18 protein-coding genes are annotated in these 23,938 nt (G+C 40.4%); 17 read left to right on the top strand and 1 reads right to left on the bottom strand.

What is annotated here, in order from left to right; genetic code table 11:
* The first annotated feature begins 45 nt into the window (after positions 1-45).
* The 12 genes from yidC (at position 46) to Q7A53_RS04970 (ending at position 15,448) form a co-directional block, all read left to right on the top strand.
* Positions 46-759: a membrane protein insertase YidC gene (yidC, locus tag Q7A53_RS04915; protein ID WP_411788339.1), complete on the top strand. Its 714-nt coding sequence runs from the start codon at positions 46-48 to the stop codon at positions 757-759.
* A 583-nt stretch (positions 760-1,342) separates the two neighbouring features.
* The gene (gene yhbH / locus Q7A53_RS04920; protein ID WP_411788340.1) at positions 1,343-2,506 is read left to right on the top strand and encodes a sporulation protein YhbH; all 1,164 of its coding nucleotides are present in this window, start codon (positions 1,343-1,345) and stop codon (positions 2,504-2,506) included.
* 317 nt (positions 2,507-2,823) lie between these two features.
* Positions 2,824-3,639: a pyrroline-5-carboxylate reductase gene (proC, locus tag Q7A53_RS04925; protein ID WP_411788013.1), complete on the top strand. Its 816-nt coding sequence runs from the start codon at positions 2,824-2,826 to the stop codon at positions 3,637-3,639.
* A 122-nt stretch (positions 3,640-3,761) separates the two neighbouring features.
* Entirely contained in the window at positions 3,762-4,238 is a 477-nt protein-coding gene (locus tag Q7A53_RS04930; protein WP_411788014.1) for a PH domain-containing protein, read from the top strand.
* On the top strand, positions 4,231-5,682 hold the full coding sequence (locus Q7A53_RS04935; protein ID WP_411788015.1) for a PH domain-containing protein: 1,452 nt from the start codon (positions 4,231-4,233) through the stop codon (positions 5,680-5,682). The genes Q7A53_RS04930 and Q7A53_RS04935 overlap by 8 nt, the downstream gene beginning before the upstream one ends.
* Before the next feature lie 270 nt (positions 5,683-5,952).
* The gene (locus Q7A53_RS04940; RefSeq protein WP_411788016.1) at positions 5,953-7,245 is read left to right on the top strand and encodes an NCS2 family permease; all 1,293 of its coding nucleotides are present in this window, start codon (positions 5,953-5,955) and stop codon (positions 7,243-7,245) included.
* Between the two features lie 300 nt (positions 7,246-7,545).
* The gene (locus tag Q7A53_RS04945) at positions 7,546-9,099 is read left to right on the top strand and encodes a spore germination protein (RefSeq protein WP_411788017.1); all 1,554 of its coding nucleotides are present in this window, start codon (positions 7,546-7,548) and stop codon (positions 9,097-9,099) included.
* The gene (locus Q7A53_RS04950) at positions 9,059-10,267 is read left to right on the top strand and encodes a GerAB/ArcD/ProY family transporter (protein ID WP_411788018.1); all 1,209 of its coding nucleotides are present in this window, start codon (positions 9,059-9,061) and stop codon (positions 10,265-10,267) included. The genes Q7A53_RS04945 and Q7A53_RS04950 overlap by 41 nt, the downstream gene beginning before the upstream one ends.
* On the top strand, positions 10,264-11,382 hold the full coding sequence (locus Q7A53_RS04955; protein WP_411788019.1) for a Ger(x)C family spore germination protein: 1,119 nt from the start codon (positions 10,264-10,266) through the stop codon (positions 11,380-11,382). The genes Q7A53_RS04950 and Q7A53_RS04955 overlap by 4 nt, the downstream gene beginning before the upstream one ends.
* A gap of 369 nt (positions 11,383-11,751) precedes the next feature.
* Positions 11,752-12,348 carry a SafA/ExsA family spore coat assembly protein gene (gene safA / locus Q7A53_RS04960; protein WP_411788341.1) on the top strand — a complete coding sequence of 199 codons (597 nt, stop codon included), beginning with the start codon at positions 11,752-11,754 and terminating at the stop codon, positions 12,346-12,348.
* Between the two features lie 340 nt (positions 12,349-12,688).
* On the top strand, positions 12,689-13,879 hold the full coding sequence (locus Q7A53_RS04965; protein WP_411788020.1) for a NupC/NupG family nucleoside CNT transporter: 1,191 nt from the start codon (positions 12,689-12,691) through the stop codon (positions 13,877-13,879).
* Between the two features lie 138 nt (positions 13,880-14,017).
* The gene (locus tag Q7A53_RS04970) at positions 14,018-15,448 is read left to right on the top strand and encodes an aldehyde dehydrogenase family protein (protein WP_411788021.1); all 1,431 of its coding nucleotides are present in this window, start codon (positions 14,018-14,020) and stop codon (positions 15,446-15,448) included.
* Positions 15,449-16,296: 848 nt separating this feature from the next.
* Here the strand turns inward: Q7A53_RS04970 and Q7A53_RS04975 are convergent.
* Positions 16,297-17,658 carry an MATE family efflux transporter gene (locus tag Q7A53_RS04975; RefSeq protein ID WP_411788022.1) on the bottom strand — a complete coding sequence of 454 codons (1,362 nt, stop codon included), beginning with the start codon at positions 17,656-17,658 and terminating at the stop codon, positions 16,297-16,299.
* Between the two features lie 106 nt (positions 17,659-17,764).
* Between Q7A53_RS04975 and Q7A53_RS04980 the strand changes: the two genes are divergently transcribed.
* From Q7A53_RS04980 to Q7A53_RS05000, 5 genes are all read left to right on the top strand, one after another.
* Entirely contained in the window at positions 17,765-18,838 is a 1,074-nt protein-coding gene (locus tag Q7A53_RS04980; RefSeq protein WP_411788023.1) for an undecaprenyldiphospho-muramoylpentapeptide beta-N-acetylglucosaminyltransferase, read from the top strand.
* Positions 18,839-18,997: 159 nt separating this feature from the next.
* Positions 18,998-19,354, top strand: a complete 357-nt coding sequence (locus Q7A53_RS04985) for a hypothetical protein (protein ID WP_411788024.1) — start codon at positions 18,998-19,000, stop codon at positions 19,352-19,354.
* Positions 19,355-19,512: 158 nt separating this feature from the next.
* Complete coding sequence (locus tag Q7A53_RS04990) at positions 19,513-20,277, top strand: sugar phosphate isomerase/epimerase family protein (protein ID WP_411788025.1); 765 nt, start codon at positions 19,513-19,515, stop codon at positions 20,275-20,277.
* A 448-nt stretch (positions 20,278-20,725) separates the two neighbouring features.
* The gene (helD, locus tag Q7A53_RS04995; protein WP_411788026.1) at positions 20,726-23,002 is read left to right on the top strand and encodes an RNA polymerase recycling motor HelD; all 2,277 of its coding nucleotides are present in this window, start codon (positions 20,726-20,728) and stop codon (positions 23,000-23,002) included.
* A 61-nt stretch (positions 23,003-23,063) separates the two neighbouring features.
* A complete protein-coding gene (locus Q7A53_RS05000; RefSeq protein WP_411788027.1) occupies positions 23,064-23,888 on the top strand; it encodes an aldo/keto reductase in 825 nt (274 codons plus the stop codon).
* Positions 23,889-23,938 lie beyond the last annotated feature (50 nt).

The raw sequence follows: 23,938 nt of genomic DNA on the forward strand, positions 1-23,938 counted from the left end.
TTGTAAGTGAAACGTTTATTAGGTATTATCAGTGTTTTTGGGTTAATGTTAGCAGGGTGTTCACCGAAGAGTGCAGCAAATGGGGATGGCTTTTTCGGCCACTATTTGGTACAGCCTTTTATTGATTTAATTAAGGTAGTAGCAGATGCATTTGGTGAGAATTATGGCATTGCGATCATTCTTATAACGCTTGCCGTTCGTTTTGTGTTAATGCCATTTATGTTGAGAACATTTAAAAATAGTCAGGACATGCGGGTGAAAATGGACGCTGTAAAGCCTGAGATGACAGACATTCAAACTCGTTTAAAGGCAGCGAAAAATCAAGAAGACAAACAAAAAATCCAAGCAGAAATGATGGCTCTTTACAAGACTCACAATATAAACCCTTTAAATATGGGCTGCTTGCCGCTTATTATTCAGATGCCTATTCTGATGGGCTTCTATTATGCGATTCGCGGGTCTCACGAAATTGCTACTCACACATTCCTCTGGTTTAATTTAGGCCAGCCGGATATGGCGATGGCGATTATCGCAGGGATTCTGTATTTTATTCAGTACCGTGTATCTATGATCGGTATGACTGAACAACAGCAGAAGCAAATGAAGCTGATTGGTTTGCTATCACCGGTAATGATTTTATTCATTTCCTTCTCAGCACCAGCAGCTCTTCCTTTATACTGGGCCGTTGGCGGACTGTTCCTGATTCTGCAGACGCTTATTTCGAAGAAGCTTTATCAACAGCCAGTGATTAATAAATAACTGACTACCGGATGCATTCCCTGCATCCGGTTTTTTTGGTATGTCTCAAGACGGTCTGTTGTTTATATCCCCTTAAATTAAAAGAGGAGCATGTAAAGCATTGATTGCTGCTAAAATTCCGATTTAATTGCGTGTAGAAAGGTAGAGCGATAATTTTCCTTCGATTGAAAATGTCCGTTCACTTTATAGACAGCGGGGTTGGATGGGAAATAGCGAGACTCCCGCGGGAGAAGGAGCTAGGCGAGACCCCACAAGGAGTGATAACGACTGAGGAGGCTTGCCAGTTCCCCCGCAGGAAAGCGAGTTATTTCCCATCCAACCCCAGTCTTGATATGGCAACGGACCTGAAATGTCTCGAAACTGAGTCTTCAAGAATAGGGTGCTTTAGCGGAATAATGAACTGCCTCAATTTTCATCTTCAAAGCTGCTGATATAATAAAACCATTTTTATAAAAAATATCTAGGATAGCCTGCCTGAATTATAGGAGAAAACACAAATAATTTAGGTATATTAGATTTCGTTTCATCCAATCACGTGGACCTGCATACGATAGAGTAATACTCGAGTAGGAGGGGGAAAATGATGGAAGATGAGAAAAGTTTCATAATTGCCGAAGACGACTGGTCCCTCCATCGGAAAGGCTACGATGATCAGCGGCGGCACCAAGAAAAAGTAAAGGATGCTATGAAGAAGCAACTGCCAGATTTAATAACAGAAGAAAATATCGTAATGTCCAACGGAAACCGTGTCGTTAAGATACCTATACGTTCACTTGATGAATATAAAATCCGTTATAACTACGAAAAAAACAAGCATGCTGGTCAAGGTGAGGGAGACAGCCAAATAGGCGATGTAGTTGCACAGGCGCCGTCATCCAAAGGTAAACCCGGAGCAGGAGAGGGAGCTGGAGATCAGGCAGGAGAGGACTATTATGAAGCTGAGGTTTCATTAGCTGAGCTAGAGGAAGCATTGTTTAGGGAGTTAACCCTTCCTAATCTAGATGAGAAAGAAAAGGATACCATCATTCAAACAGATTTCGAGTTTAGTGACATTCGTAAGACTGGATTAACCGGTAATATTGATAAGAAAAGAACCATGCTTGAGGCATATAAGCGGAATGCTCTGGGTGGAGAGGCATCATTTGCTCCTATTTTCCCGGAAGATATTCGATATAAAGCTTGGAATGATTTCGAAAAGCCAGAATCAAAAGCAGTAGTTATTGCTATGATGGACACTAGTGGATCCATGGGCCAATGGGAGAAGTACATGGCTAGAAGTTTTTTCTTCTGGATGAACCGGTTTTTAAACAAAAACTATGAAACCGTGGAAGTTGAATTTATTGCCCATCACACTCAGGCAAAAGTAGTCAGTGAGGAAAATTTCTTCTCGAAAGGTGAGAGTGGGGGAACGATCTGTTCATCTGCTTACAGAAAAGCTTTAGAACTTATTCATGATAAATATTCTCCGCAGCGCTATAATATTTACCCGTTTCACTTTTCTGATGGTGATAACTTAACGTCTGATAATAAACGTTGTTTAGGGTTAATAGAAGAACTGATTTCTGTATCGCAAATGTTTGGCTATGGAGAAGTGAATCAGTACAATAGAGCTTCCAGTTTAATGCAAGCCTACAAATCCATTGATCATCCAAAGTTCAGGTATCATATTTTACGAAAGAAAGCCGATGTCTTTTACGCTATGAAAGAATTTTTCAGTGAAAAAGGCAGTATGGAAATTACAAGCTAAGACATAAAGAACGCCAGATCAGTCGTGATCTGGCGTTCTTTATGTCTGCTTACGATGGGACATTATTTCGATTGAAGCAAACCACGAAAAAAGCCGAGCTTGAGGCAGCTCGGCTTTTCTCGTAGCAGCTATGATATTTGTGGTGAATCGTTATGATATGAAGAATACATTCTTTATTATAGGGAAAGAATGTCCATTTGTAAACCTTTTCGTCATAAAACATGAAATATTTACTAGTTCTTTACGTTCACAAATTATGGGTTTGTGGTGGTAGTGATTATCAGATACAATATAAGTCACTAAGGAGGAGAGGCCACGTGAATAAAAAGATCGGATTTGTAGGGTGCGGAAATATGGGTCAAGCGATGATCCAAGGAATGATGAACTCTGGCACCGTTAAAGAAAATCAAATATCTGCTACAGCACTAACCGATGAAACCATCGATTTTGTTGCAGAAGAATATGGTATAAATATTACAGATGATAATAAACAGTTGGCAAGAGAAAGTGATGTTCTATTTTTAGCGGTTAAGCCATACGTTTATCAAGGGGTCATACAGGAAATAAGGTCGGAAGTTCCAGAGGATACGGTCATTGTTACTGTAGCCGCTGGTATCACTCTGCAATCCATTCATGAAGCGTTTGGATTTAATGTGAAAGTGATCCGCTCGATGCCAAACACCCCATCACTGGTTGGGGAAGGGATGAGTGTCCTTTGTCCTAACGACTTCGTGACGGAAGAAGAACTGGCTGAAGTGATGGAGATTTTCCAAAGCTTCGGGGAAGCCGAGGTTATTGAAGAGAAATTGATGGATGCGGTACCTGCGATTAGTGGTTCTTCCCCGGCCTTTGTTTACATGTTTATCGAAGCCATGGCAGATACAGCAGTACAGCAAGGTTTTCCGAGAGATAAAGCATATAAATTAGCTGCTCAGGCTGTCCAGGGAGCTGCTAAAATGGTGAAAGAAACAGGGAAGCATCCCGCTCAGTTGAAAGATGAGGTTTGTACACCAGGAGGAACCACCATTGCTGGGGTCACCTCATTGGAACAAAGTGGGTTAAGAAATTCGGTGATACAGGCTATGACAGCTTGTACCAATAAAGCGAAGGAATTATCCAGCAAGAAATCATAAACATATTGTCATGCTACAAGACCAGACATGTTTTATATGCATGTCTGGTCTTATTAGATTGTGAAACCTATAGGTTGGATGAAACGTACTTTAAATGGAAGATGAAAGAGCAGGTGAAGTAAGTGAGAGAACCAAGTCAACGAATATCTGAAAAAGCTTTAGAGTTATGGCGCATTTATGGTGCGATCCAAGTCGGTATTATGCTCCTTATTAGTATTGGATTTATCGTTCTTACAAACATTTGGGATTGGCCAACCTGGATCATTTCCATACCCTTGGCCGCGACCATCCTGCTTCTCGTATTTTCTGTATGGCTGATTCCACTGGTAAAATGGAAGAGATGGAGATATGAGGTGACGGATCAGGAAATTGAGCTTCAGCATGGATTATTCATTATTCAACGCACTCTGGTGCCTATGATCAGGGTCCAGCACGTGGATACAGAGCAGGGACCTTTACTTAGAAAGTATCGCTTAGCTACAATCAGCATTTCTACTGCAGCGACTGTTCATAAAGTACCTGCCTTGAATGAACAGGAAGCGGAACGGCTTCGTCTGTCTATCTCTTCTTTAGCAAGGGTGGCGGAAGAGGATGTCTGAAGTGAAACGGCTTCATCCAGTTTCCGCGGTTATCAATTTTGTTAAAAGCTTAAAGGACTCCCTTCTGCCTCTACTAGCGATTATCTTTTTAAATGGCAATTTCTCGGGAGGCTCCGTGAATTGGATATCTATAGGAATTACGGGATTAGTTTTGCTCAGTGTTCTTCTAAGAGGGATATTTCGCTGGATTAGTTTCACTTATCGCGTAGAAGAAGGGGAACTGAGGATTGAATATGGGCTGATTTTCAAGAAGAAAAGGTATATTCCAATTGATCGAATCCAAAGTTTGAATTTTTCTGAGGGGATTTTCCACAGGCCGTTCCACTTAGTAAAGGTATCCGTCGAAACTGCCGGCGGATCGGGAGGGAAGCAAAAGGCGGAAGCAGAATTAACCGCCATTAAGAGAACAGAGGCGGACGAACTCGAGAATCTTATTTATAAGGAACAGCAGACAGATGTATCGCTCGAACAAGAAGTGAATAAAAGGACTAATCGAAAATTGGTTTATGAAATGAAATGGAAGGATATCGTAGTGATGGCAATTTCCTCAGGCGGCGTAGGCGTGGTTTTGTCTGGGGCAGGAGTGTTCTTTTCACAGTTTATGGATGTTCTGCCGCTTGGAACCCTATACAACGAGATCAAAGATTGGCTGCAGTTCAGCGTGTTAATTATTGCTTTCTCTGCTTTTGTCCTGCTATTGATTGCTTATGGTATCTCAATTATTTTGACAGTATTCAGGTATGCAAACTTTGCGGTTTATCTTGAAGAAAACGATGTAATTATTACGAGAGGTCTGCTAGAGAAAAAGCAGATGACCATTCCAAGGAAGAGAATTCAAGGGATCCGTATGGACGAAAACTTAATTCGCCAGCCATTAGGGTATGCCTCCTTGACTCTAATTAGTGCAGGAGGATCCATGAACAAGGAAGCAGAGCAGCAATTACGACTCTTCCCATTAATTAAAAGGAATCAAATAAGGGGCAAACTGGCAGGAATCTTAGATGATTATGGACTAGATGTTTCTATCAAAAGGCCGCCAGTCCGTTCTGTGCGCCGCTATCTACTGCGAAAATCTTGGATCACCTGGATTCTTTCGGCAGCGGCCATCATTATTTTCTTTCCACTTGGACTTTTTTCATTAATTGTACCTTTATTTTTTACAGGTATCGGCTGGCTCAGTTATCGAGATGCGGGATGGAATGTGAACAACGACCAGCTGCTTTTGAGAAACCGGGCTATTGGATTACAAACGTATATTATGAAAAGACATCGGATCCAATCGGCGGCCGTTTCCCAGACCATCTTTCAAAAACGTGCTGAACTGGAAAGTGTTGCCGTATCACTAAAGTCAGGCGATGGCAGAGCTAAGGCTGAATGTTTGTATCTGGAGAAAAATGATTGTGAAACAATTATGAAATGGTACAGACCATTCTCTAAGGCATAGATGCATAGACCGTGCTTTTAAAGCGCGGTTTTTTGTGTGAATAGAAAGAGTATAATTCATACGGTGATGTCTTTTATTCCAATATAGTGCCTCATTCATGAAGTATTTGTTCGAGACAATAGTGTTCTATAGGGACAGAGGGACAGTTTAGTTTTCTTCCAGGTGTGATCTTAAAAATCCGAACGATAAAGTAGAATCACTTGAATTTTGTACGGAAAATAACTAATATAGTAAACGGTGTTATTTTTCAAGAAAGTAAGGTGTTTTCTTTTGTTTAAGCGATTTAAATTAGCTGAAAATCAAACGAATGTAAAAACTGAAGTGCTGGCAGGAGTTACTACTTTTTTAACTATGGTTTACATTATTGTGGTGAATCCGGGAATTTTGCAAGCTGCTGGACTGCCCTTTGAACAAGTATTTATGGCAACTGTAATTGCGGCAGTTATTGGCACTTTAACTATGGCTCTGGCGGCAAATTATCCGATTGCGATTGCGCCGGGTATGGGAATGAATGCGTATTTTGTCACGGAGGTAGCTCAGCAGGGAGTCACTTACTCTGTTATTTTAGGTACGGTTTTTCTTGCTGGAATTCTCTTTATTATTCTGAGTTTAACGAGTCTTCGGGAAAAGTTAATTACTGCGATTCCTCCATCATTGAAATATGGAATTACTTCAGGAATAGGCCTGTTTATTGCTTTTCTGGGACTTAGAATGTCTCATATAATAGTTGCTAGTGACGTGAATCTGGTAGCTCTCGGGGATTTATCTGCTCCAGGGACACTGTTAACGATTGTTGGACTGTTGATTACTCTTGCTCTTGTTACACGTAAAGTTACGGGTGCTCTGTTTATAGGGATGATGATTACCGCCATTATTGCTTATTTTACAGGTCAATTAAACCTTGAAGGTTTTGCCTCTGCCCCGCCTGCTCCAGTATTTTGGGATATTGATCTTGGAGGGGTAGTAAGTCACAGCTTATATACCGTAATCTTTGCTTTCTTGCTTGTTACAATTTTTGATACGACGGGAACTATGGTCGGTGTCGCGGAACAAGCCGGTTTTATTCGAGAGGACGGAAGTCTGCCTCGAGCTCGTGCAGCTCTCATGTCTGATGCAGCGGCCACAACCATAGGATCGATGTTTGGGACAAGTCCATCTTCCGCTTACATTGAATCTTCTACCGGTGTAGCTGCGGGAGGAAGAACAGGATTAACGACTGTTGTTGTGGCATTATTATTTATTGTATCGATTTTCTTTTCTCCATTTATCGCTGCTATTTCAAGTCTGCCTGCGATTACTGCTCCCGCTTTAATTATCGTGGGCTGCTTTATGATGGGGGGGCTCGCGAAAGTGAATTGGAGTTCTTTCGATGATGCTTTTCCTGCATTTATTATCATTCTTTCCATGCCGTTAACGTCGAGCATAGCGACGGGGATTTCACTTGGGTTTATTACGTATCCATTCGTAAAAATATTCCGCGGTAAGGCGAAAGAGGTTCATTGGCTCATTTATGTATTTGCATTGATTTTTATTTTGCAGTTGATTTTCTTCCCCGGTCATTAGTAGAGAGAATGTATTTTTAATGTATAGGGGAAGTTGATCATACAGAGAAAATGTAATTATCTATACTAGAAAACCCGAACCGATTATTATACAACGGTTCGGGTTTTTGTGTTTTCTAATGAAAGATAGCAAATTATTTATGAAAGCACTTATTCTATCCTCCGTTCTTCCATTCCTCCTACTAATTTGAATGCTCCTTTTTTTACAACTATTTCCTTAGTACAGACATTTATTTAATTGACTCTCCTCAGTATAAATATTTCTTACTGTGGGAAGATATGGATAGGATAGGTGATGTGTATGGGTTTTTTTAAACGAATATGGCAAAGTAACCATAGTAAAATTACGGATCGGCAAGTTAGGGATGATTCTAAGGATCCAGAACAGCCGAGTTCTGGGAATCTAAAAGATGATGTAAATTATATATTGAATGCGTTACACCAAACCGCTGATTTAAAAGTAAGAGCCTTAAAAAAGGGAAAAGCGGCATTGCTTTACTTGGAAAGTTTAAGTGATCAGGAAAAAATCCAGGAGAACATTTTTGTCCCTTTGGAACTCGGTAAATATGATGACATATCTGAAATTCCTAATGCGAAGGTATCTGAAAACTTAGAAGAAGTAATCATCACCTTACTTCGCGGTCATGCCGCTTACTTAGAAGAAGGAAGGAAGAAAGTCAATTTATTTAACGTCACTTCTTCCTATAATCGCAGTGTAGATGAACCTGCAAATGAAAAGGTTGTCCGTGGCTCTCATGATGGTTTTGTTGAAAATATCTTAATCAACATCAATTTAGTTAGAAAGCGCATTGAGCACCGGGATTTAAAGGTAAAATATTTTAAAGTTGGAAAGAAGACCAATACCAATGTCGCACTCTTGTACATGGATGGCATCGTTGATCCAGAGATTGTCCAAAAGGTCGAAGGAAGAATTAAAGATATTAGCGCGGATATGATTCATAGCCCTGGGTATATTGAAGAATTTATAGAAGACCAAACGTCTTCACCCTTTCCTCAGATGTTGAATACAGAGCGTCCGGATAGAGTAGTAGCCAATCTTATTGAAGGAAGAATAGCTATAATGGCTGAAGGGAGCCCTACCACACTCATTGCTCCTTCTACTTTCTTTATGTTTTACCAATCACCCGATGATTATAATATGCGGTGGTACACGGGAACATTTGTGCGGATTATCCGATTAATGAGTTTTTTAATAGCGGTAGGTCTTCCAGCTTTTTATATTGCGATTGTTAGTTTTCATTTTGAAGTTATCCCAGATGAACTTATCATGCCGGTAAAAAGTTCGATTAATGAAATTGCTTACCCACCGATTATGGAGGCACTGGTAATGGTGGTCATTATTGAATTGATTCGTGAATCCGGGATCCGGCTGCCGCAGCCAATTGGTCAAACGATTGGTATTGTAGGCGGTCTCGTTATTGGAGATGCGGTTGTGCGAGCGGGTCTGGTTTCAAATGTAATGGTGATCGTCGTTGCTCTGACGGCAATTGCTTCCTTTGTTGTACCGTCAAATGAATTGAGTACAGCGCTAAGGCTGTTAACCTTCCCTCTCATTCTTTTAGCAGCAACTCTTGGGTTTGTTGGAATTGTATTTGGATTATTGTTTATTGCGATTCATTTGGCCAAGCTAGAGTCTTTCGGTGTTCCTTATTTTGCACCTCTCACACCATTAAGAATTCGAGATCTAAAGGATACCTTTATCCGTATTCCTTTATTTAAAATGAACCAGCGGCCTAAAGATGCCCATCCTATGCAGCCCAAAGCAATAGATAACTCAAGGGAGTGGAAAAAACGTGAGCAGTCCGGGCAAACAAAGCAGCAGCCAAACAAATAAGCCGGAAACAAATAATTCCGGTCAATCGTCTGGTGTCCAGCAGACAGAAAAGCCGCTTCATGTAAAACTAAATGAGACAAAGATCTCCAGACGCCAATTCTTCTTTATGATCATTCAAACGCAAATTGGTGTAGGGATTTTATCTATGCCCTATGACTTGCACAAAGTGGCTAAACAAGATGGCTGGATGTCTTTAATCTTGGGCGGACTCTTGCTGCAAATTGTTTTGCTGGTCTTGTGGCTGATTGCAAGAAGCTATCCTGAACTGAACTTTTTTCAAATCATTGAAAAAGCCTTTAGCAAATGGATTGGTAAATTTATTTCTTTAACTTTTATTTTTTACTTTGTATTAATAGCCATATTAATTGTTTTATTGTTTGGCCGGATGATTAGTTTGTGGGTTCTACCAAGTACACCATTTTGGGTTTTAAGTATATTAATGGTCATGATTTGCCTGTATTTTCTATCTTCAAATCTAACGGTTATTGCAAGACTCTACACCTTTCTATCATTCTTACTCTTTTTCCTCTTTGTGTTGATGATTTATTCTATAAAAGAAATAAGAATCATGTATATTCTACCCATTATGGCTGATGGGTGGGGGCCTGTCTTTAAAGGGATGAATCAGGCGATTCTCTCTTTCTTTGGTTATATTGTTTCCCTGGTCTTATTCTCACGAGTGGAGGGAAAACCAAAAGAAAAATTAAAGACAATATTTCAAGCTCATTGGTTTGTCCTGTTCTTTTATTTGTTTATAGTTCTGGTCTCCTATACATTTTTTAGCACAGATGAAATTGATCTAGTTCCTGAACCAGTACTTTATATGTTGAAGTCCTATGAGTTTTCAATTTTGGCCAGGGTAGATTTATTCTTTATTTCTATTTGGATCGTATCTGTAGCTACCTCGCTTACTACTTATTTGTTTATGGCAACGGTCGGATTGTTAACGGTATTTAACTCGCAGAAGTACCGGTTGATGAGCATTATTATTGGATTTATTGTTTTTGTTATAGCGTTGTTTCTAGGCTATGATATGCACAAAGTTGAAATGTTTAGCAAATATGTAGTTCATTCAGGTTATGTTTTTACCGTCGGATTCCCCTTTTTGATGTATATGGTGATAGTCATTAGAAAGAAATTTCAAAAGAAGGGGAGTCGGGCTACATGAAAATAAGAGGTGTATGCATGCTGCTCGCACTCCTTTTGTTGACGGGCTGCTGGGATCAGCGGCAGTTTAAAGATGTAAAGCTAGTTCTTGCCAAAGGCTTTGATCAAAGTGAAAACGGGAAGATTATTGAAACCGTATCGATTCCTTCTGTTGAAAGAGGAGGTGACGGTCCTGGTCAGGAACATGTCCAAATTATTTCTACAGAAGCGGATTCTGTCCGGGATGCGCGAGAGAAGATTGACCAGACTATCTCCAATTCCTTTGACCCTGCCAAGCTGCAGTCCATATTAATAGGATCCGACCTAGCAAAGAAAGGTATTTACCCAATATTAGATGATTTTTATCGAAATCCAGATAACAATCTGAATTCTTATTTGGCATTAGTAGATGGAAAGGCTAGAGATGTGATTTCGCTTCAGAACCCTACGGAAGTAAGGATCAGCAAGTACATTAGCGGCCTTCTCGATGCTTTGGTTACCTCTACTCATTTTACAGGAAAGAACCTGCAGAACATTTGTTCAGATCTTATTGAACCAGGAAGAGACTTTACGCTGCCGATCTTAACCGTTATCGAAGGGCCCCAGCTGATAAAATATCAAGGTCTTGCCCTATTCCATGGCGATGTGTACACGGGGGAAAGTCTTAACCCAGCACAGTCAGAACTTCTTATGCTTTTGGAAGGCTATAAAGGTAAATTTGCCAGGTTGACGAAGAAGGTAGAAGAACATGAGAATAATCAATTATTAGATTATTTAACTTTTAATGTAATGAAAGTGAAGCAAAAACTCACAATATCAGCTAAAGGCAGTGAAGTATCCGCAAAAATTGATTTAAACATGCGAGTAAGAGTTGTAGAATTCCCGAGTAACCATCTAGATTCTCCTGCTAAGGTAAAGAAATTAGATAAAATCCTATCAAAAGAATTAACGAAGGATGCAGAAGAGTTACTGCAGACTGTTCAGGAGGCAAATAGTGATGTATTTGCGATTGGGCGTCAAGTGAAAGCCTATCATCCAGAAGTATGGGGGAAATTGGATTGGGATAAAACTTTTCCAAAAATTAAGATTGAACCTAACGTAACGATTGATATTCAGGAAACAGGGGTAATAAATTAGAAAAATTGAATGGTTTGAAACCTTTTGCTTCACCAGATCGTCTAATTATTGTGAAAGTATAGAGGACTAGGTCATTCCTCTTAAAATGAATTTTTTAACAAACGGAATAGAGCCCAAAGCATCTGGATGTTCTAGCTTGCTGTGTTCTTTCCAACTAATTATGAGTATGCCTCCCCTTAGGTATAGCATCCTGCAGCTTGACCGGCTGCAGGGTGTATTTTTTTGCGAACTTTAAAAACGTGTTATTTGCAGATTCTTTAATGCGGCTTTCGCTGTTGTATAAAATATGGGTTTTCAGCCAAACTACTTTTGAATAACTCAAAAGGAGCGATTGCAGTGAAAGTAGTTTGGATGACGTTAGGAGTGCTCATGCTTGCAGCTGTACTGTTTGTACAACAACCAGTGGAATCGCATGCTCAGTCCACAGATACGTATACAGTAAAGTCCGGGGATACATTATGGAAGATTTCGAAAAGATATCACATAGGTCTGTCTGAAATCATTAATGCTAACTCCCAAATTAAGAATCCTGACCTGATTTATCCTGGAGAAAGGGTAACGATCCCGCTAAAGAAAAAAGTTAAATCAATTGAACAGCAAGTCATTGATCTAACGAATAAAGAACGCACAAGCAGAGGGATCCCAGCATTGAAAGCGGATTGGCAATTGTCTAGAGTAGCCAGATATAAAGCAAGAGATATGGCGAACAAAGGCTATTTCTCTCATACTTCTCCTACTTACGGGTCTCCTTTCAAAATGATGAAAGATTTTAATATTTCTTATCACAGAGCTGCTGAAAACATTGCGGCAGGCCAAAGTACCCCTGAAGAGGTTGTAAATGGCTGGATGAACAGTGCCGGTCACAGAAGGAATATCCTTGATCGAAAGCTGACTCGCATTGGAGTCGGTTTTGCTAAAGGCGGAAGCTATGGGTATTATTGGTCACAGATGTTTATAAGTAAATAAAAGGAAGTGAGAGGCAGTTGGTTTTTACCAACTGCCTTTTTCGATTAGTCTCCCATTACTACAGAATAACAAATATCTCTAACTAGAAGGTTTTGTTTCTTAAGACTTTTGATTAGGGGCATCAGGAAATTTTTTCTAATTAAAAATTAGAGAACAGCACCGTACCGGCAATGTTGGCAGTAGTCATAGAAAAATACATTTATAAGAAGATTCACTCTTTTTTAAAAGTCTTGCAAGACGTCTGACAACCTGTTAAAATCCAATATGGAAACCAGATATGAAAGCATTTACATTTGTCTGGAAATCGAGACGACTTACAACTTTTGAGGAGGACTAAAGCGTGGATATTTTACTAGGTATCTTAGCGATTGGGGTTATTTTGGGAATCGCATTTCTCATGTCCAATAATAGAAAAAACATAAATTATTTCGGTATTGTGGTCATGCTTTTCGCACAATTAGTTACAACATTTATTATGTTTAAAACTGAAATCGGGGCTAAAATTATTAATGGCGTTTCCTGGGTTTTTAACAAACTGATTGAATTTGGAAGTAATGGGGTAGATTTCGTACTAGGTGGAATCGCCACAGATAATGGGGCCACTGTTTTCTTCTTTAATGTGCTTTTATTAATTATTTTCTTTGCTACGATCCTTTCTGTACTTACGTATTTGAAGATCCTTCCGTTTATTATTAAATATTTGGGTCTATTTATATCATTCATCACTCGTCTGCCTAAAGTAGAATCATTTAACGCCGTAAACAGTATTTTCTTTGGTCAGTCTGAAGCAATTCTTGCGATTAAGACTCAATTTACCCATTTAAATGAAAATAGGCTTTATATCGTAAGTGCTTCAGCTATGGGGTCTGTATCTGCTTCCATAGTAGGTGCATATCTTAATATTCTTCCTCCAGATTATGTGCTTGTAGCTTTACCATTAAATATGTTTAGTGCGTTAATTGTAGCTTCCATAGTAGCTCCAGTTAAAGTATCAAAAGAAGAAGACCGTGTTGATATTCATGAAGTATCAAACGCAAACAGCTTTTTTGAAGCAATGGGAAATGGAGCGTTAGATGGTGGTAAAATCGCGTTAATCGTAGCAGCTATGCTGATTGCTTTTATCGCTTCTCTTGACTTAGTGAATGCTGTCTTTTCATTCTTCTTCTCAGGATTTACATTGCAGCAGGCACTTGGATATGTCATTGCTCCAATTGGATTACTAATGGGTATACCAGCTGGTGAAGTCATTGATGCAGGTGCCATTATGGGTACGAAAATAGTGACCAATGAATTTGTAGCTATGCTGCAATTTAAAGAAATGGTCCCTGAAGTTTCTCAGAAAACCGTAGGGATTGTTACCGTTTTCCTTACCAGCTTTGCAAACTTTTCATCTATTGGGATTATTGCGGGTACGGTTCAGGGAATTGACCCAGACAAAGGGCGAAAAGTTTCAGGGTTTGGACTTAAGCTGTTAATTGGTGCGACACTAGGATCTATGCTATCTGCAACCATGGCAGGTCTATTCCTATAAATAAAAGTTATAAGCTTTGCCGGGAACTCCTCCCGGCAAAGCTTTTTTTGTTGCACTTATACAGCCTCTTGAAAGTTTATTTTTATCTGAAAGCGGCAATACACTCAATAGATTCCAATTAAAGGAGACGAGTGATCTATGGTGAAAAGTTATAAACTCTTTATTAATGGAGAATGGGTGGAAACACAAGATGCCCTTGAAGTCCCAAATAAATATACTCAGGAAACCTATGCGAAGGTTTCAAAAGCATCTGAACAGGAAGTTACCCAGGCAGTAGATGCTGCTGAGCGAGCCTTTAAAGAAAATCCAATGCCCCCTTATAAACGATATCAAATCCTGAAACGTGTTAGCGAACTGTTACAGGAAAATAAGGAAGAACTCGCAAAAATTATTACCGCTGAAGCAGGTAAACCTTTAAAACAAGCGAGAACAGAAATCGATCGAGCCACTCAAACTTTTGAGATTTCAGCAGAGGAAGCTAAGCGAATTCACGGAGAAGGCGTTCCAGTAGAATCAGCTCCCGGGTCTGAGAATCGTATGGCATTTACCATCAAAGTACCTGTAGGTGTAGTCGGAGCCATTAGTCCGTTCAACTTCCCAGTAAATTTAGTTGCCCATAAGATTGCTCCAGCCATTGCGGCCGGGAATGCCGTTGTATTAAAGCCTGCTAGTAAAACACCGATTTCTTCAATAAAGCTCGCTGAACTTTTTGAAGAAGCTGGACTGCCTAAAGGGTTCTTAAATGTTGTAGTAGGTTCAGGTTCCACCGTAGGGAATCAAATGATGGAAGATTCAAGAATTAACATGTACACCTTTACGGGAAGTGCTAAAGTTGGCATGAAGCTTAAGCAGAATACAGGAATGAATAAACTCATTCTGGAACTAGGAAACAACTCACCTGTCATTGTTGATAAAGAAGCAGACGTGGAAGCTGCAGCTCAAAATGTGGCGGCGAAGAGTTATGCATTCGCTGGACAGGTCTGTATTTCAGTGCAGCGATTATACGTACATGAAGACATTAGAGAAGAATTTCAAAAAAAATTCATTGAAGCCATTCAATCCTTAAACATTGGTGACCCTAACGACCCGGACACAGACGTTGGTCCTATGATTAGTGTGGAGGAAGCTGAACGGGCAGAGCAGTGGATTGAAGAAGCGAAGCAAGGAGGAGCAAAAGTCATTCACGGTGGAGAACGTGAAGGCGCTCTATTACAACCTGCTGTTCTTACAAATGTAACCAACGATATGAAGGTTGTATGTGAAGAGATTTTTGCACCGGTCGTTAGTATGATTCCATTTACAAATATTAAAGATTGTATTGAGGAAGTGAACAAATCTCAGTACGGGCTGCAAGGCGGTATTTTCACACAAAATATTGATACAGCCTTCTATGCGGCTAAGCATGTTCAAGTTGGCGGTCTTATGATTAATGATTCTTCTCAATATCGCGTTGATCTCATGCCGTATGGTGGTGTGAAAGGCAGCGGATGGGGGAAAGAAGGTCCGAAGTATACGATTGAGGATATGACAGAAGAACGGTTAGTGGTCATGAATCTTAATCAACAGTAGATGAAGCATAAAATACAAAGAACGCTTGGACGGACTTATCCAAGCGTTCTTTTTATATTCCGTAATTAACAAAAGCTCCCGTTACTTGAAGACTCAGATTCAAGACATTTTGAAGATTTCTTTTACGGTTATCAGTAAAGCGAGGTCGGGGAAATGACTCGCTTTCCATGGGCGGCCGGTGAGCTTCCTCGGGCAAATTGCCCTGTGGGATCTCACCTGTCCTATCCTCCCATAGGAGTCTCCCCATTTCCCCGACCTCTTTATGATTATTGAGAGAATTGAAATATTAAATTGGGGATAAAAATGCATAATCCAGAAATATAAATACAGAACGTCTAATTATGAAGAATGGTCTAATATAGAAGATTGTTTTCTACTCTTCCCATTGGTTCATATGTCCTCTCGATTTTGTGAATTATTTTTTTGTAACAATGTTGTTCATCCATATAGATAGGATAGGAAAACGATGCTCATTTCCCATGCAACCATATCTCGATACATGCATCTTCTTTACCAGCCTGCAGCAGGGTTCTAAAGAGTATTTTTACACCATGAAATATTTTATTTCCACCCTATACTGGAGGGTGGTGTATAGATTTCGAGAGCAGTCATACAGCTAGGAGCGGAGGGGAACGGGGAGACTCCTGCGGGAGGAGAGTGCAGAATGAGACCCCACAGAGCGAACAGCTCGAGGAGGCTCATCGCGCGCCCGCGGAAAGCGAGTCGTTCCCCGCAGCCTCTAGATTCTCATCAAAAGTCTCGAAATCGAATCTTTCACAATTAAAGTGGACATGTGAGTGTGCCTGCAGATTTGTATGCTTCCTCACCAGTACCATAGTGGGTTAGGCTCAAACACGAGCCTTTCTGTTGATCATTTTCTTTTGTAAAGAAAGCATACGAATCAGTAAAAAAACTGCTCCTACTGTTAGACCAATAATCAAGCTCATCCAATAGCCATAGGGACCAAAACTAGTGTAATTAGCAAGCAGATATCCGCTTGGCAAACCGATAACCCAATAAGAGATAAACGCCATAATTAAGGTAATATTCACATCTTTGTAACCGCGCAAAACCCCTTGAATCGGCGCACCAACGGCATCAGAAAGCTGGAAAAATATGGCGTAAAAAATGAAATTTTTCGTTAAAGCAATGACATGTGGATCCGAACTGTATAATTTGGCTACGGAATCATCAAACGTGTACAAAATCACCCCTGCAAGAATCGAAAGGAGGACAGCCAGAGAAATTCCAATATAAGAATACGTTCTGGCGTCTGTATATCTTTTTCCACCGGCTTCATACCCCACAGCGATAGTAAGGGTAAAAGCAATACTTAATGGCAGCATATAAAGAAAAGATGCAAAATTAATCGCTGCCTGGTGAGCGGCGATGGTAGAAGTATCAAATGCCGTCATAAAAAAAGTGACTGCAGCAAATATACTGGTTTCAAAGAAAATAGCAAAACCAATAGGAAGACCGATTTGTAACTGCGCCCACCATTCTTTTAATGAAGGAGTCATCCATTTCTTGAAAATATCATAACTTTTTAAGGGGTGGACCTTTTGGATAACAGCGGCCACGATAATGAATGCCACCCAATAGGTTAGTGCTGATGCAAGTCCTGCCCCTATGCCTCCTAGAGAGGGGAATCCCCATTTTCCGAAGATGAATACATAGTTGAAGAAGATATTTGTAGGCAGAGTAAGTAAAATTATGAGCATGGAAATTCTCGTAAGGCCAAGCGCATCAATAAAAGATCGTAGCAGATTAAACATGAACAATGGTATAATTCCGATTCCAAGTGTGATTAAATAATACTTGGCTACATGACTGACTTCCGGCTCGATATTCATAAGTGAGAGGACTGGATTCAACAGAAAAAAACCAACCACCGCAACGACAATAGCGAGAGCAATAGATAAGTAAACACCTTGCTTCACAGCGGGAGCAATTTCTTTTTCCTGTTTTCCACCTTTCAACTGGGCAACGATGGGGGAAATGGCCATGAGAATTCCGTTCAGCCCCGTGAATACAGGCACCCAGATACTTGAGCCAATGGCCACACCAGCAAGCTGTTCTGGCCCGGCTTTTCCAGACATGACTGTATCAAAGAAGTTCATCGCATACATCCCAATTTGAGTGATGACAATGGGCAGCAGAATCGTCAGGAATAATTTTATTTTTTGCTTAAATGTGTTTGTTTCATACATAGGGTTCACCCTTTTTTGGTACAATTCATGTAGAACATGAGGATTATAGCACAATTGTGATGGTGAGCCTAGTTAGAATGATTAGAGAAGGGACGTTGAAATACCGATGAATACCAAGCGAATATTGTTTACAGGCGGAGGAACTGCAGGACATGTGATCGTGAATCTAGCTCTTATTCCTGAGTTCCAGAAGCTTGGTTATCAAGTAGATTACATTGGCTCTTACGAAGGAATTGAACGGAAACTTATTGAATCCCAGGAAGGTGTTACGTACCACGCGGTTTCTACGGGAAAATTGAGAAGATATATGTCAAAAGAGAATTTGAAGGATCCGTTTAAAGTGATGAAAGGTCTCCTGCAATCGATCCGGATTATCCGTAAGAGGAAGCCTCAGGTCATTTTTTCAAAAGGAGGATTTGTTTCGGTTCCTGTAGTTGCGGCAGCTAAATTGAACAGAGTCCCAGCAATTATCCACGAATCGGACTACACTCCGGGGCTTGCCAATAAGCTGTCTTTCCCGTTTGCAAAGAAAGTTCTTGCAACATTTCCTGAAACGATGGAGCACCTGCCAAAGGATAAAGCACAGTATATTGGAGCGGTCGTCCGTGAAGAATTATTTGAAGGTAAACGGGATAAAGGATTGAGAATCTGCGGATTCACTAATGATAAACCCGTGATCATGATCATGGGGGGAAGTACGGGTTCGAAACGGATTAACGATGCCATTCGGAATAACCTCGATCGTCTTTTAAAGGAAGTGCAGATCCTTCATATTTGCGGGCAAGGGAACCAGGATGCTTCCATCAAGAGAGAGGGTTACGTACAGTTTGACTATGTAAATGAGGAACTCAAGGACTTATTTGCAGCAAGTGACTACATTATTTCCAGGGCAGGATCGAATGCCATTTTTGAATTCCTTGCCTTGCGTAAACCGATGCTGCTCATCCCTCTCTCGCGAAAAGCCAGTCGAGGCGACCAAATATTAAATGCGGATTCCTTTGTAAAGCAAGGGTATGCCAGGAAATTAGAAGAAGAAGAGTTGACGGAGGAGAGCTTACTAGCGGAGATTAAAAAGCTAATGAGCGAAAAAAACGAGCTGCTTGAGCATATGAAGAATTATCAGAGTGAAAAAACAAAAGACCGCGTAGTTGAGATCATTCAGGCAGCAAAGAAATCATAAACCCTTACCGCTGAGAGATCTCATCCTCAGCGGTTTCTTCTTATGAAAAATAATTGCGTAGACAGCAGAAGGCGGTTTCAAATACTTAGAATTACCGACGTTATGCGTTACAATAGATTGGAATCTATTATTACATTTTTTTGAGCAGGAGTAGATAAAGTGAAACCAATAATTTGCCGTTATTGTTCTAAAGAAATTCGGGATCGAGATGAACTTGTCACTGCTTCCAATTGGTTTCGAATCCGTCCCTATCATTTTCGGTGTTTTAGCTTACTTGAACAAGATACAAAAACAGTCGCTGGTGCTTGGACGCCGATTAATGGCAGAACCGGCTTAGTTACGGTACTGATCATGGTGGTATTATCTATCGTTATGCTTGGTACAAGTTTGTTAGGAGGAATTGGTGATTTAATAGGGATTTTAGCTTTGTATCCAGTATTATTACGGTTGATCTCATTTATAACCATTGAGAGCAGACTGCCGAAGTTTGTGGAAGATAAAAAGCCTCCACAATAGTTTTTTCGTCTCCATTTTTGGACTCCTCTCTTTAGCCTGGCAGGAATTATAAGGAAAGGAGTCGAATGAAATTAAGGAGGACAAGATGGGGCATAGATTGCATTCTAGTAACTAGGTGCTCACATTTAATAATAAATATTTATCTGGAGGCGTTATAGATGAGTAAGATGGGTTTGCAGCTTTATTCGATTAAAGAAGAAGTGGAGAAAGATTTCCTGGGCACTGTAGCTAAAGCTGCCGATATGGGATATGATGGCGTTCAATTTGCCGGGTTCTTTGACACCCCAGCCGAGCAAGTACGAGACCTGTTAAATGAAAAAGGAATCGAGGCAGCAGGTGCCCATATTGGAATAGATCAGTTAAGAGGAGACCAGCTCGCTGAAACCCTCGAGTACAATAAAACGATTAATAATTCTCTCATTATTTGTCCTTATATTCCTGAGGAAATGAGACAAAGCGGAGATGATTACCGTAAGCTTGCTGAATTATTAAATGAGATTGGTGCTGCCTGTCTTCAGGAAGGCTTTACTTTTGCTTATCACAACCATGCATTTGAATTTGAAAAGTATGGAGATAAAACAGGTTTTGAAATTCTTTATAAGAATACGGACCCTGCCTACGTGAAAATGGAGCTGGATTGTTTCTGGGCGCTGTATGCTGGATATGACCCGAATGATATTATTCAGACGTATGGCGATCGCGTTGTTTCTTTACATATTAAAGATATAAAGAAACAAGGGAATGAGAATGTTAGCACGGAGATTGGAAATGGACACTTGGACATAGAGGAGATTATTAAAACGAGCAATGATCATTTAGTGAAATGGTTTGTTATCGAACAAGAACATTACGAAATAGATCAAATGGAAAGCACAAAAATGAATGCAGACAACCTGAAAAAAATGCTCGTGTCCGCCAAGTAGTTTTCTGCAAAAACAAAGACCGTGATAAAACTAGGCGGGAAGCGAAATAGCAGCCTATTAGAAATAATGGCCCTGGCACAATTGGAAAGTGTGTCAGTCACATCATTGCTGTATACTGAAAAAGGGTGAAATAATTTATTAAATAACCCGAACCTTTCATTAACAGGGGTTCGGGTTTTCTATGTTTAGATCTAAACGCTTCTCTCCTCTTTTGATCCTCCAGTTGCGAGTCGCAGATCCACGCGGTTCTATGCCATCGACTTCCCGAGGGGGAGTGCGCCCCTCTTACAGCCGCTGACTTAGCCCAGGGGATCTAAACGCTCCTCTCCGCTTTTATTCTTTCTTGCAGGGGTTGTTATTTTGTGGTAATGTAATTTTCGTTGCTTCGAATATCTGCAAGGGCTTGTTTCAACGTCATTCCGTTTAAATGAGGAAGGGAGAATGACAAATGACTGACAACCACCCTGATTTAGATCAAGAGCTTGAAAGACTTTCTTTTACTAAAGCGTATATGGACCATTTAATTACGGCGCAGGAAGCAGACCAGGAAACCCTTAAGAAACGTCAGGAAGATACGCTTAGTAAATTGGACTTTAAGGACAGCAGCCTTCGTTATCAAGAGATGCTGGCTCATTCCAATTTTATGAAGATGTCTAAAGATCAGCTTGAGAACCTCAAACATCTACGAAAGAAACCTTATTTTGCCCGCATTGATTACCATCGAAAAGAAAAACCAGACCAGGAAGTATTCTACATCGGTAAAGTTTCATTATTTGACCGGGAAACCCAGCAGCCCATTATCCTTGACTGGCGTTCGCCGCTTGCGAATGTCTATTATGAAGGCCGTCTTGGAGAGGTAAGCTACGAAGCTCACGGTGAACGATATGAGGGAGCGTTATCATTAAAGCGCCAATACCAAATTGAGGACGGAGAGCTGCATGATTTTAGGGATATTGACGTTACCACTAAAGATGAACTGCTGCAAGACTCCTTATCCCAAAATGCTGAAAGCCGTCTGACTGAAATAGTTTCCACGATTCAAGAAGAACAGAACCGAGTGATACGTGCAGACCTTAGAAGACCCATTATTGTTCAGGGAGCAGCAGGAAGCGGCAAAACAACCATTGCTTTACACCGTATCTCTTACTTTCTATACTCCATGAGAGACATATTCAAACCTGAAGAAATGCTGATTCTTGCCCCTAACCGTTTATTCATCCAGTATATTTCAGAAGTATTGCCAGAGCTTGGGGTTGAAAAAGCCAGGCAGACGACCTTTAGTGATTTTGTCAGAGAAGTCACGGGAATTCATTGGCCGGTCGACAGTCAGCAGGCAACTCTCATGAAGGCGATTGAATCGGAAGAACCTCAGGAAGATTCGATTGCCTTGTGGATGGCAGGCTATAAAGGATCGAAGGAATTCAAACAGCTGCTCGACCGCTATATACAAATTCTTAAGAAAAAATACTTAGTAGACCAGGACTTTATGATGGGTGAATTTAAAATAAAAAGCGGGAAAGCCATTAAACGGTTATTTATTAAAGAATACAACTATTTCCCTTATGAAGTCCGAGTTCAGAAGATAAAATCCATTCTCCAAAGTGAATTACGAAGGAAGAAGAAACAGATTCTCTCCAAGGTCGCTGCCAAATACGATCAAGAACTAGATAAAGCACTCTTTGGAATGACTGACCCGGCTAAGAGAAAAACGCGGGTCAGCTTTCTCATTACTCGCAAGGAAGAGAAACTAAATGAAATAAAAAAGGAAGCGCGTACGGCCGTTTCCAAATATATGAAACAGTATCCTAAGTTGAAATTAACAGAAGTATATCAAGAATTATTCAGTGAATCTGTCTTTTCTTCTCTATTGGAAGAGGATTCGGAATCAATAAGGGAAATGCGAAAGCTCACCAGCTCCTATTTAAAGCAGAGACAGCTCTCTTCTGAGGACCTTGCAGCCCTGCTTTATCTGAAGTCGTTTATCACTGGAATTGCGAAAGAAGATCAAGCGAAGAAAGTAGTGATTGACGAAGCACAGGATTACAGTTATTTAGAAATTTATAGCTTAAGGCGTGCCTTTCAAACAGATTTATTCACAATTGTCGGCGACTTAGCTCAGGGAATTTACCGTTACCGTGGATTAAAGCACTGGGATCAATTAAAAGAAGATGTTTTTCACAAAGTAAATTACTTAACTTTGCAAAAAACGTATCGAACGACCATTGAGATTATGAATGCTGCGAATGAACTGCTCATGCTTATGCCTGATAATCTACCCAAAGCAGAACCGGTAGTCCGGCATGGGGAAAAGCCCTTATTTCTTGAGAAACAAGCAGATTGGATGGAACGCTTCTCCGAGCTTCTACATCACCTGGAAGAACAGAAGATGACTAGTTATGCGATCGTTACGAAGACAAAACAAGAAGCAGTTCAGGCGGCAGAAGAGCTTAAGGAAGCGGGACATGATTTTCAGGCTTTTCACGAAGAGCAGGGAATGAGTAATCGGATGATTTTACCAGCCTATTTGGCAAAAGGGCTGGAATTTGATGTGGTATTTTTATATTGCGATCAATATCCCTACAGACTTACAGAATTAGATATTAAAATGCTGTATGTAGCGATGACCCGACCGCTGCATTCGCTTTTTTTTATCGGAAATGAGCCAGCTGACTTTTTACTAACTCACCTGGATTCATCTTTGTATCATACCGATGCCCAGGTTTAAATCGGGGCATCTTCAGGGTACTTAACTCTGTAGAGCTATTTATTAAAGGAGTGTATATATCATGAGTTTAACGGATACAGCAACCTTGAAAAATGGAGTGAAAATGCCCCAGGTAGGACTTGGAGTTTATAAAATGGAAGATGGGAATGAAGTTGTAAAAGCAGTTAAATCTGCATTGGATCTTGGCTATCGTCATATTGATACGGCTTCGTTCTACGATAATGAAGAAGGCGTTGGTCAGGCGATTCTGGAAAGTAAAATCCCTCGTGAAGAGTTATTTATTACCACTAAAGTCTGGAACGATGAGCAAGGCTATGAGGAAACTTTACAGGCGTTCGATCGCAGTCTGAATAAGCTAGGAATTGAGTACCTTGATCTTTATTTGATCCACTGGCCAGTAGGTGGGAAATATAAAGAAACATGGAAGGCACTCGAGAAGCTTTATAAAGACGGAAAAGTGAAAGCTATTGGTGTTTGCAACTTTATGGAACATCATCTTGAAGACTTAATAAAAGATGCTGAGGTTAAGCCAATGGTCAACCAGGTAGAATTTCATCCGGAACTTTACCAGAAAGATTTGGCAGAGTACTGCCGGCAGAATGAAATTCAATTAGAAGCCTGGGCGCCACTAGGAAGAGGGAAATATTTTGATGCGGCGATTTTAAAAGAACTTGCGGATAAATATAATAAAACACCTGCGCAGATTATCTTAAAATGGGACTTGCAGCACGGAATTGTGACGATCCCTAAATCATCTAATAAAGATCGTCAGGCACAAAATGCTGACCTCTATGATTTCGAACTAACGGATGAGGAAATCCAGCAGATTAATGAACTTCATAAGGATAATCGGATCGGCTTCCACCCTGATGAATTCAATTCCTAATTGGTATAAAAAATCCTGCAGAGAAAATGATTTCTCTGCAGGATTTTTAT

It is taken from the genome of Halobacillus rhizosphaerae (assembly GCF_046719735.1).
GTDB lineage: Bacteria > Bacillota > Bacilli > Bacillales > Halobacillaceae > Halobacillus_B > Halobacillus_B rhizosphaerae.

Bases quoted from the DNA above. Each gene is read 5' to 3' on its own strand.
- yidC (WP_411788339.1), top strand. From the start codon at position 46: ATGTTAGCAGGGTGTTCACCGAAGAGTGCAGCAAATGGGGATGGCTTT.
- yhbH (WP_411788340.1), top strand. From the start codon at position 1,343: ATGGAAGATGAGAAAAGTTTCATAATTGCCGAAGACGACTGGTCCCTC.
- Q7A53_RS04935 (WP_411788015.1), top strand. From the start codon at position 4,231: ATGTCTGAAGTGAAACGGCTTCATCCAGTTTCCGCGGTTATCAATTTT.
- Q7A53_RS04945 (WP_411788017.1), top strand. From the start codon at position 7,546: ATGGGTTTTTTTAAACGAATATGGCAAAGTAACCATAGTAAAATTACG.
- Q7A53_RS04955 (WP_411788019.1), top strand. From the start codon at position 10,264: ATGAAAATAAGAGGTGTATGCATGCTGCTCGCACTCCTTTTGTTGACG.
- safA (WP_411788341.1), top strand. From the start codon at position 11,752: ATGCTTGCAGCTGTACTGTTTGTACAACAACCAGTGGAATCGCATGCT.
- Q7A53_RS04970 (WP_411788021.1), top strand. From the start codon at position 14,018: ATGGTGAAAAGTTATAAACTCTTTATTAATGGAGAATGGGTGGAAACA.
- Q7A53_RS04975 (WP_411788022.1), bottom strand. From the start codon at position 17,658: ATGTATGAAACAAACACATTTAAGCAAAAAATAAAATTATTCCTGACG.
- Q7A53_RS04980 (WP_411788023.1), top strand. From the start codon at position 17,765: ATGAATACCAAGCGAATATTGTTTACAGGCGGAGGAACTGCAGGACAT.
- Q7A53_RS04990 (WP_411788025.1), top strand. From the start codon at position 19,513: ATGAGTAAGATGGGTTTGCAGCTTTATTCGATTAAAGAAGAAGTGGAG.
- helD (WP_411788026.1), top strand. From the start codon at position 20,726: ATGACTGACAACCACCCTGATTTAGATCAAGAGCTTGAAAGACTTTCT.
- Q7A53_RS05000 (WP_411788027.1), top strand. From the start codon at position 23,064: ATGAGTTTAACGGATACAGCAACCTTGAAAAATGGAGTGAAAATGCCC.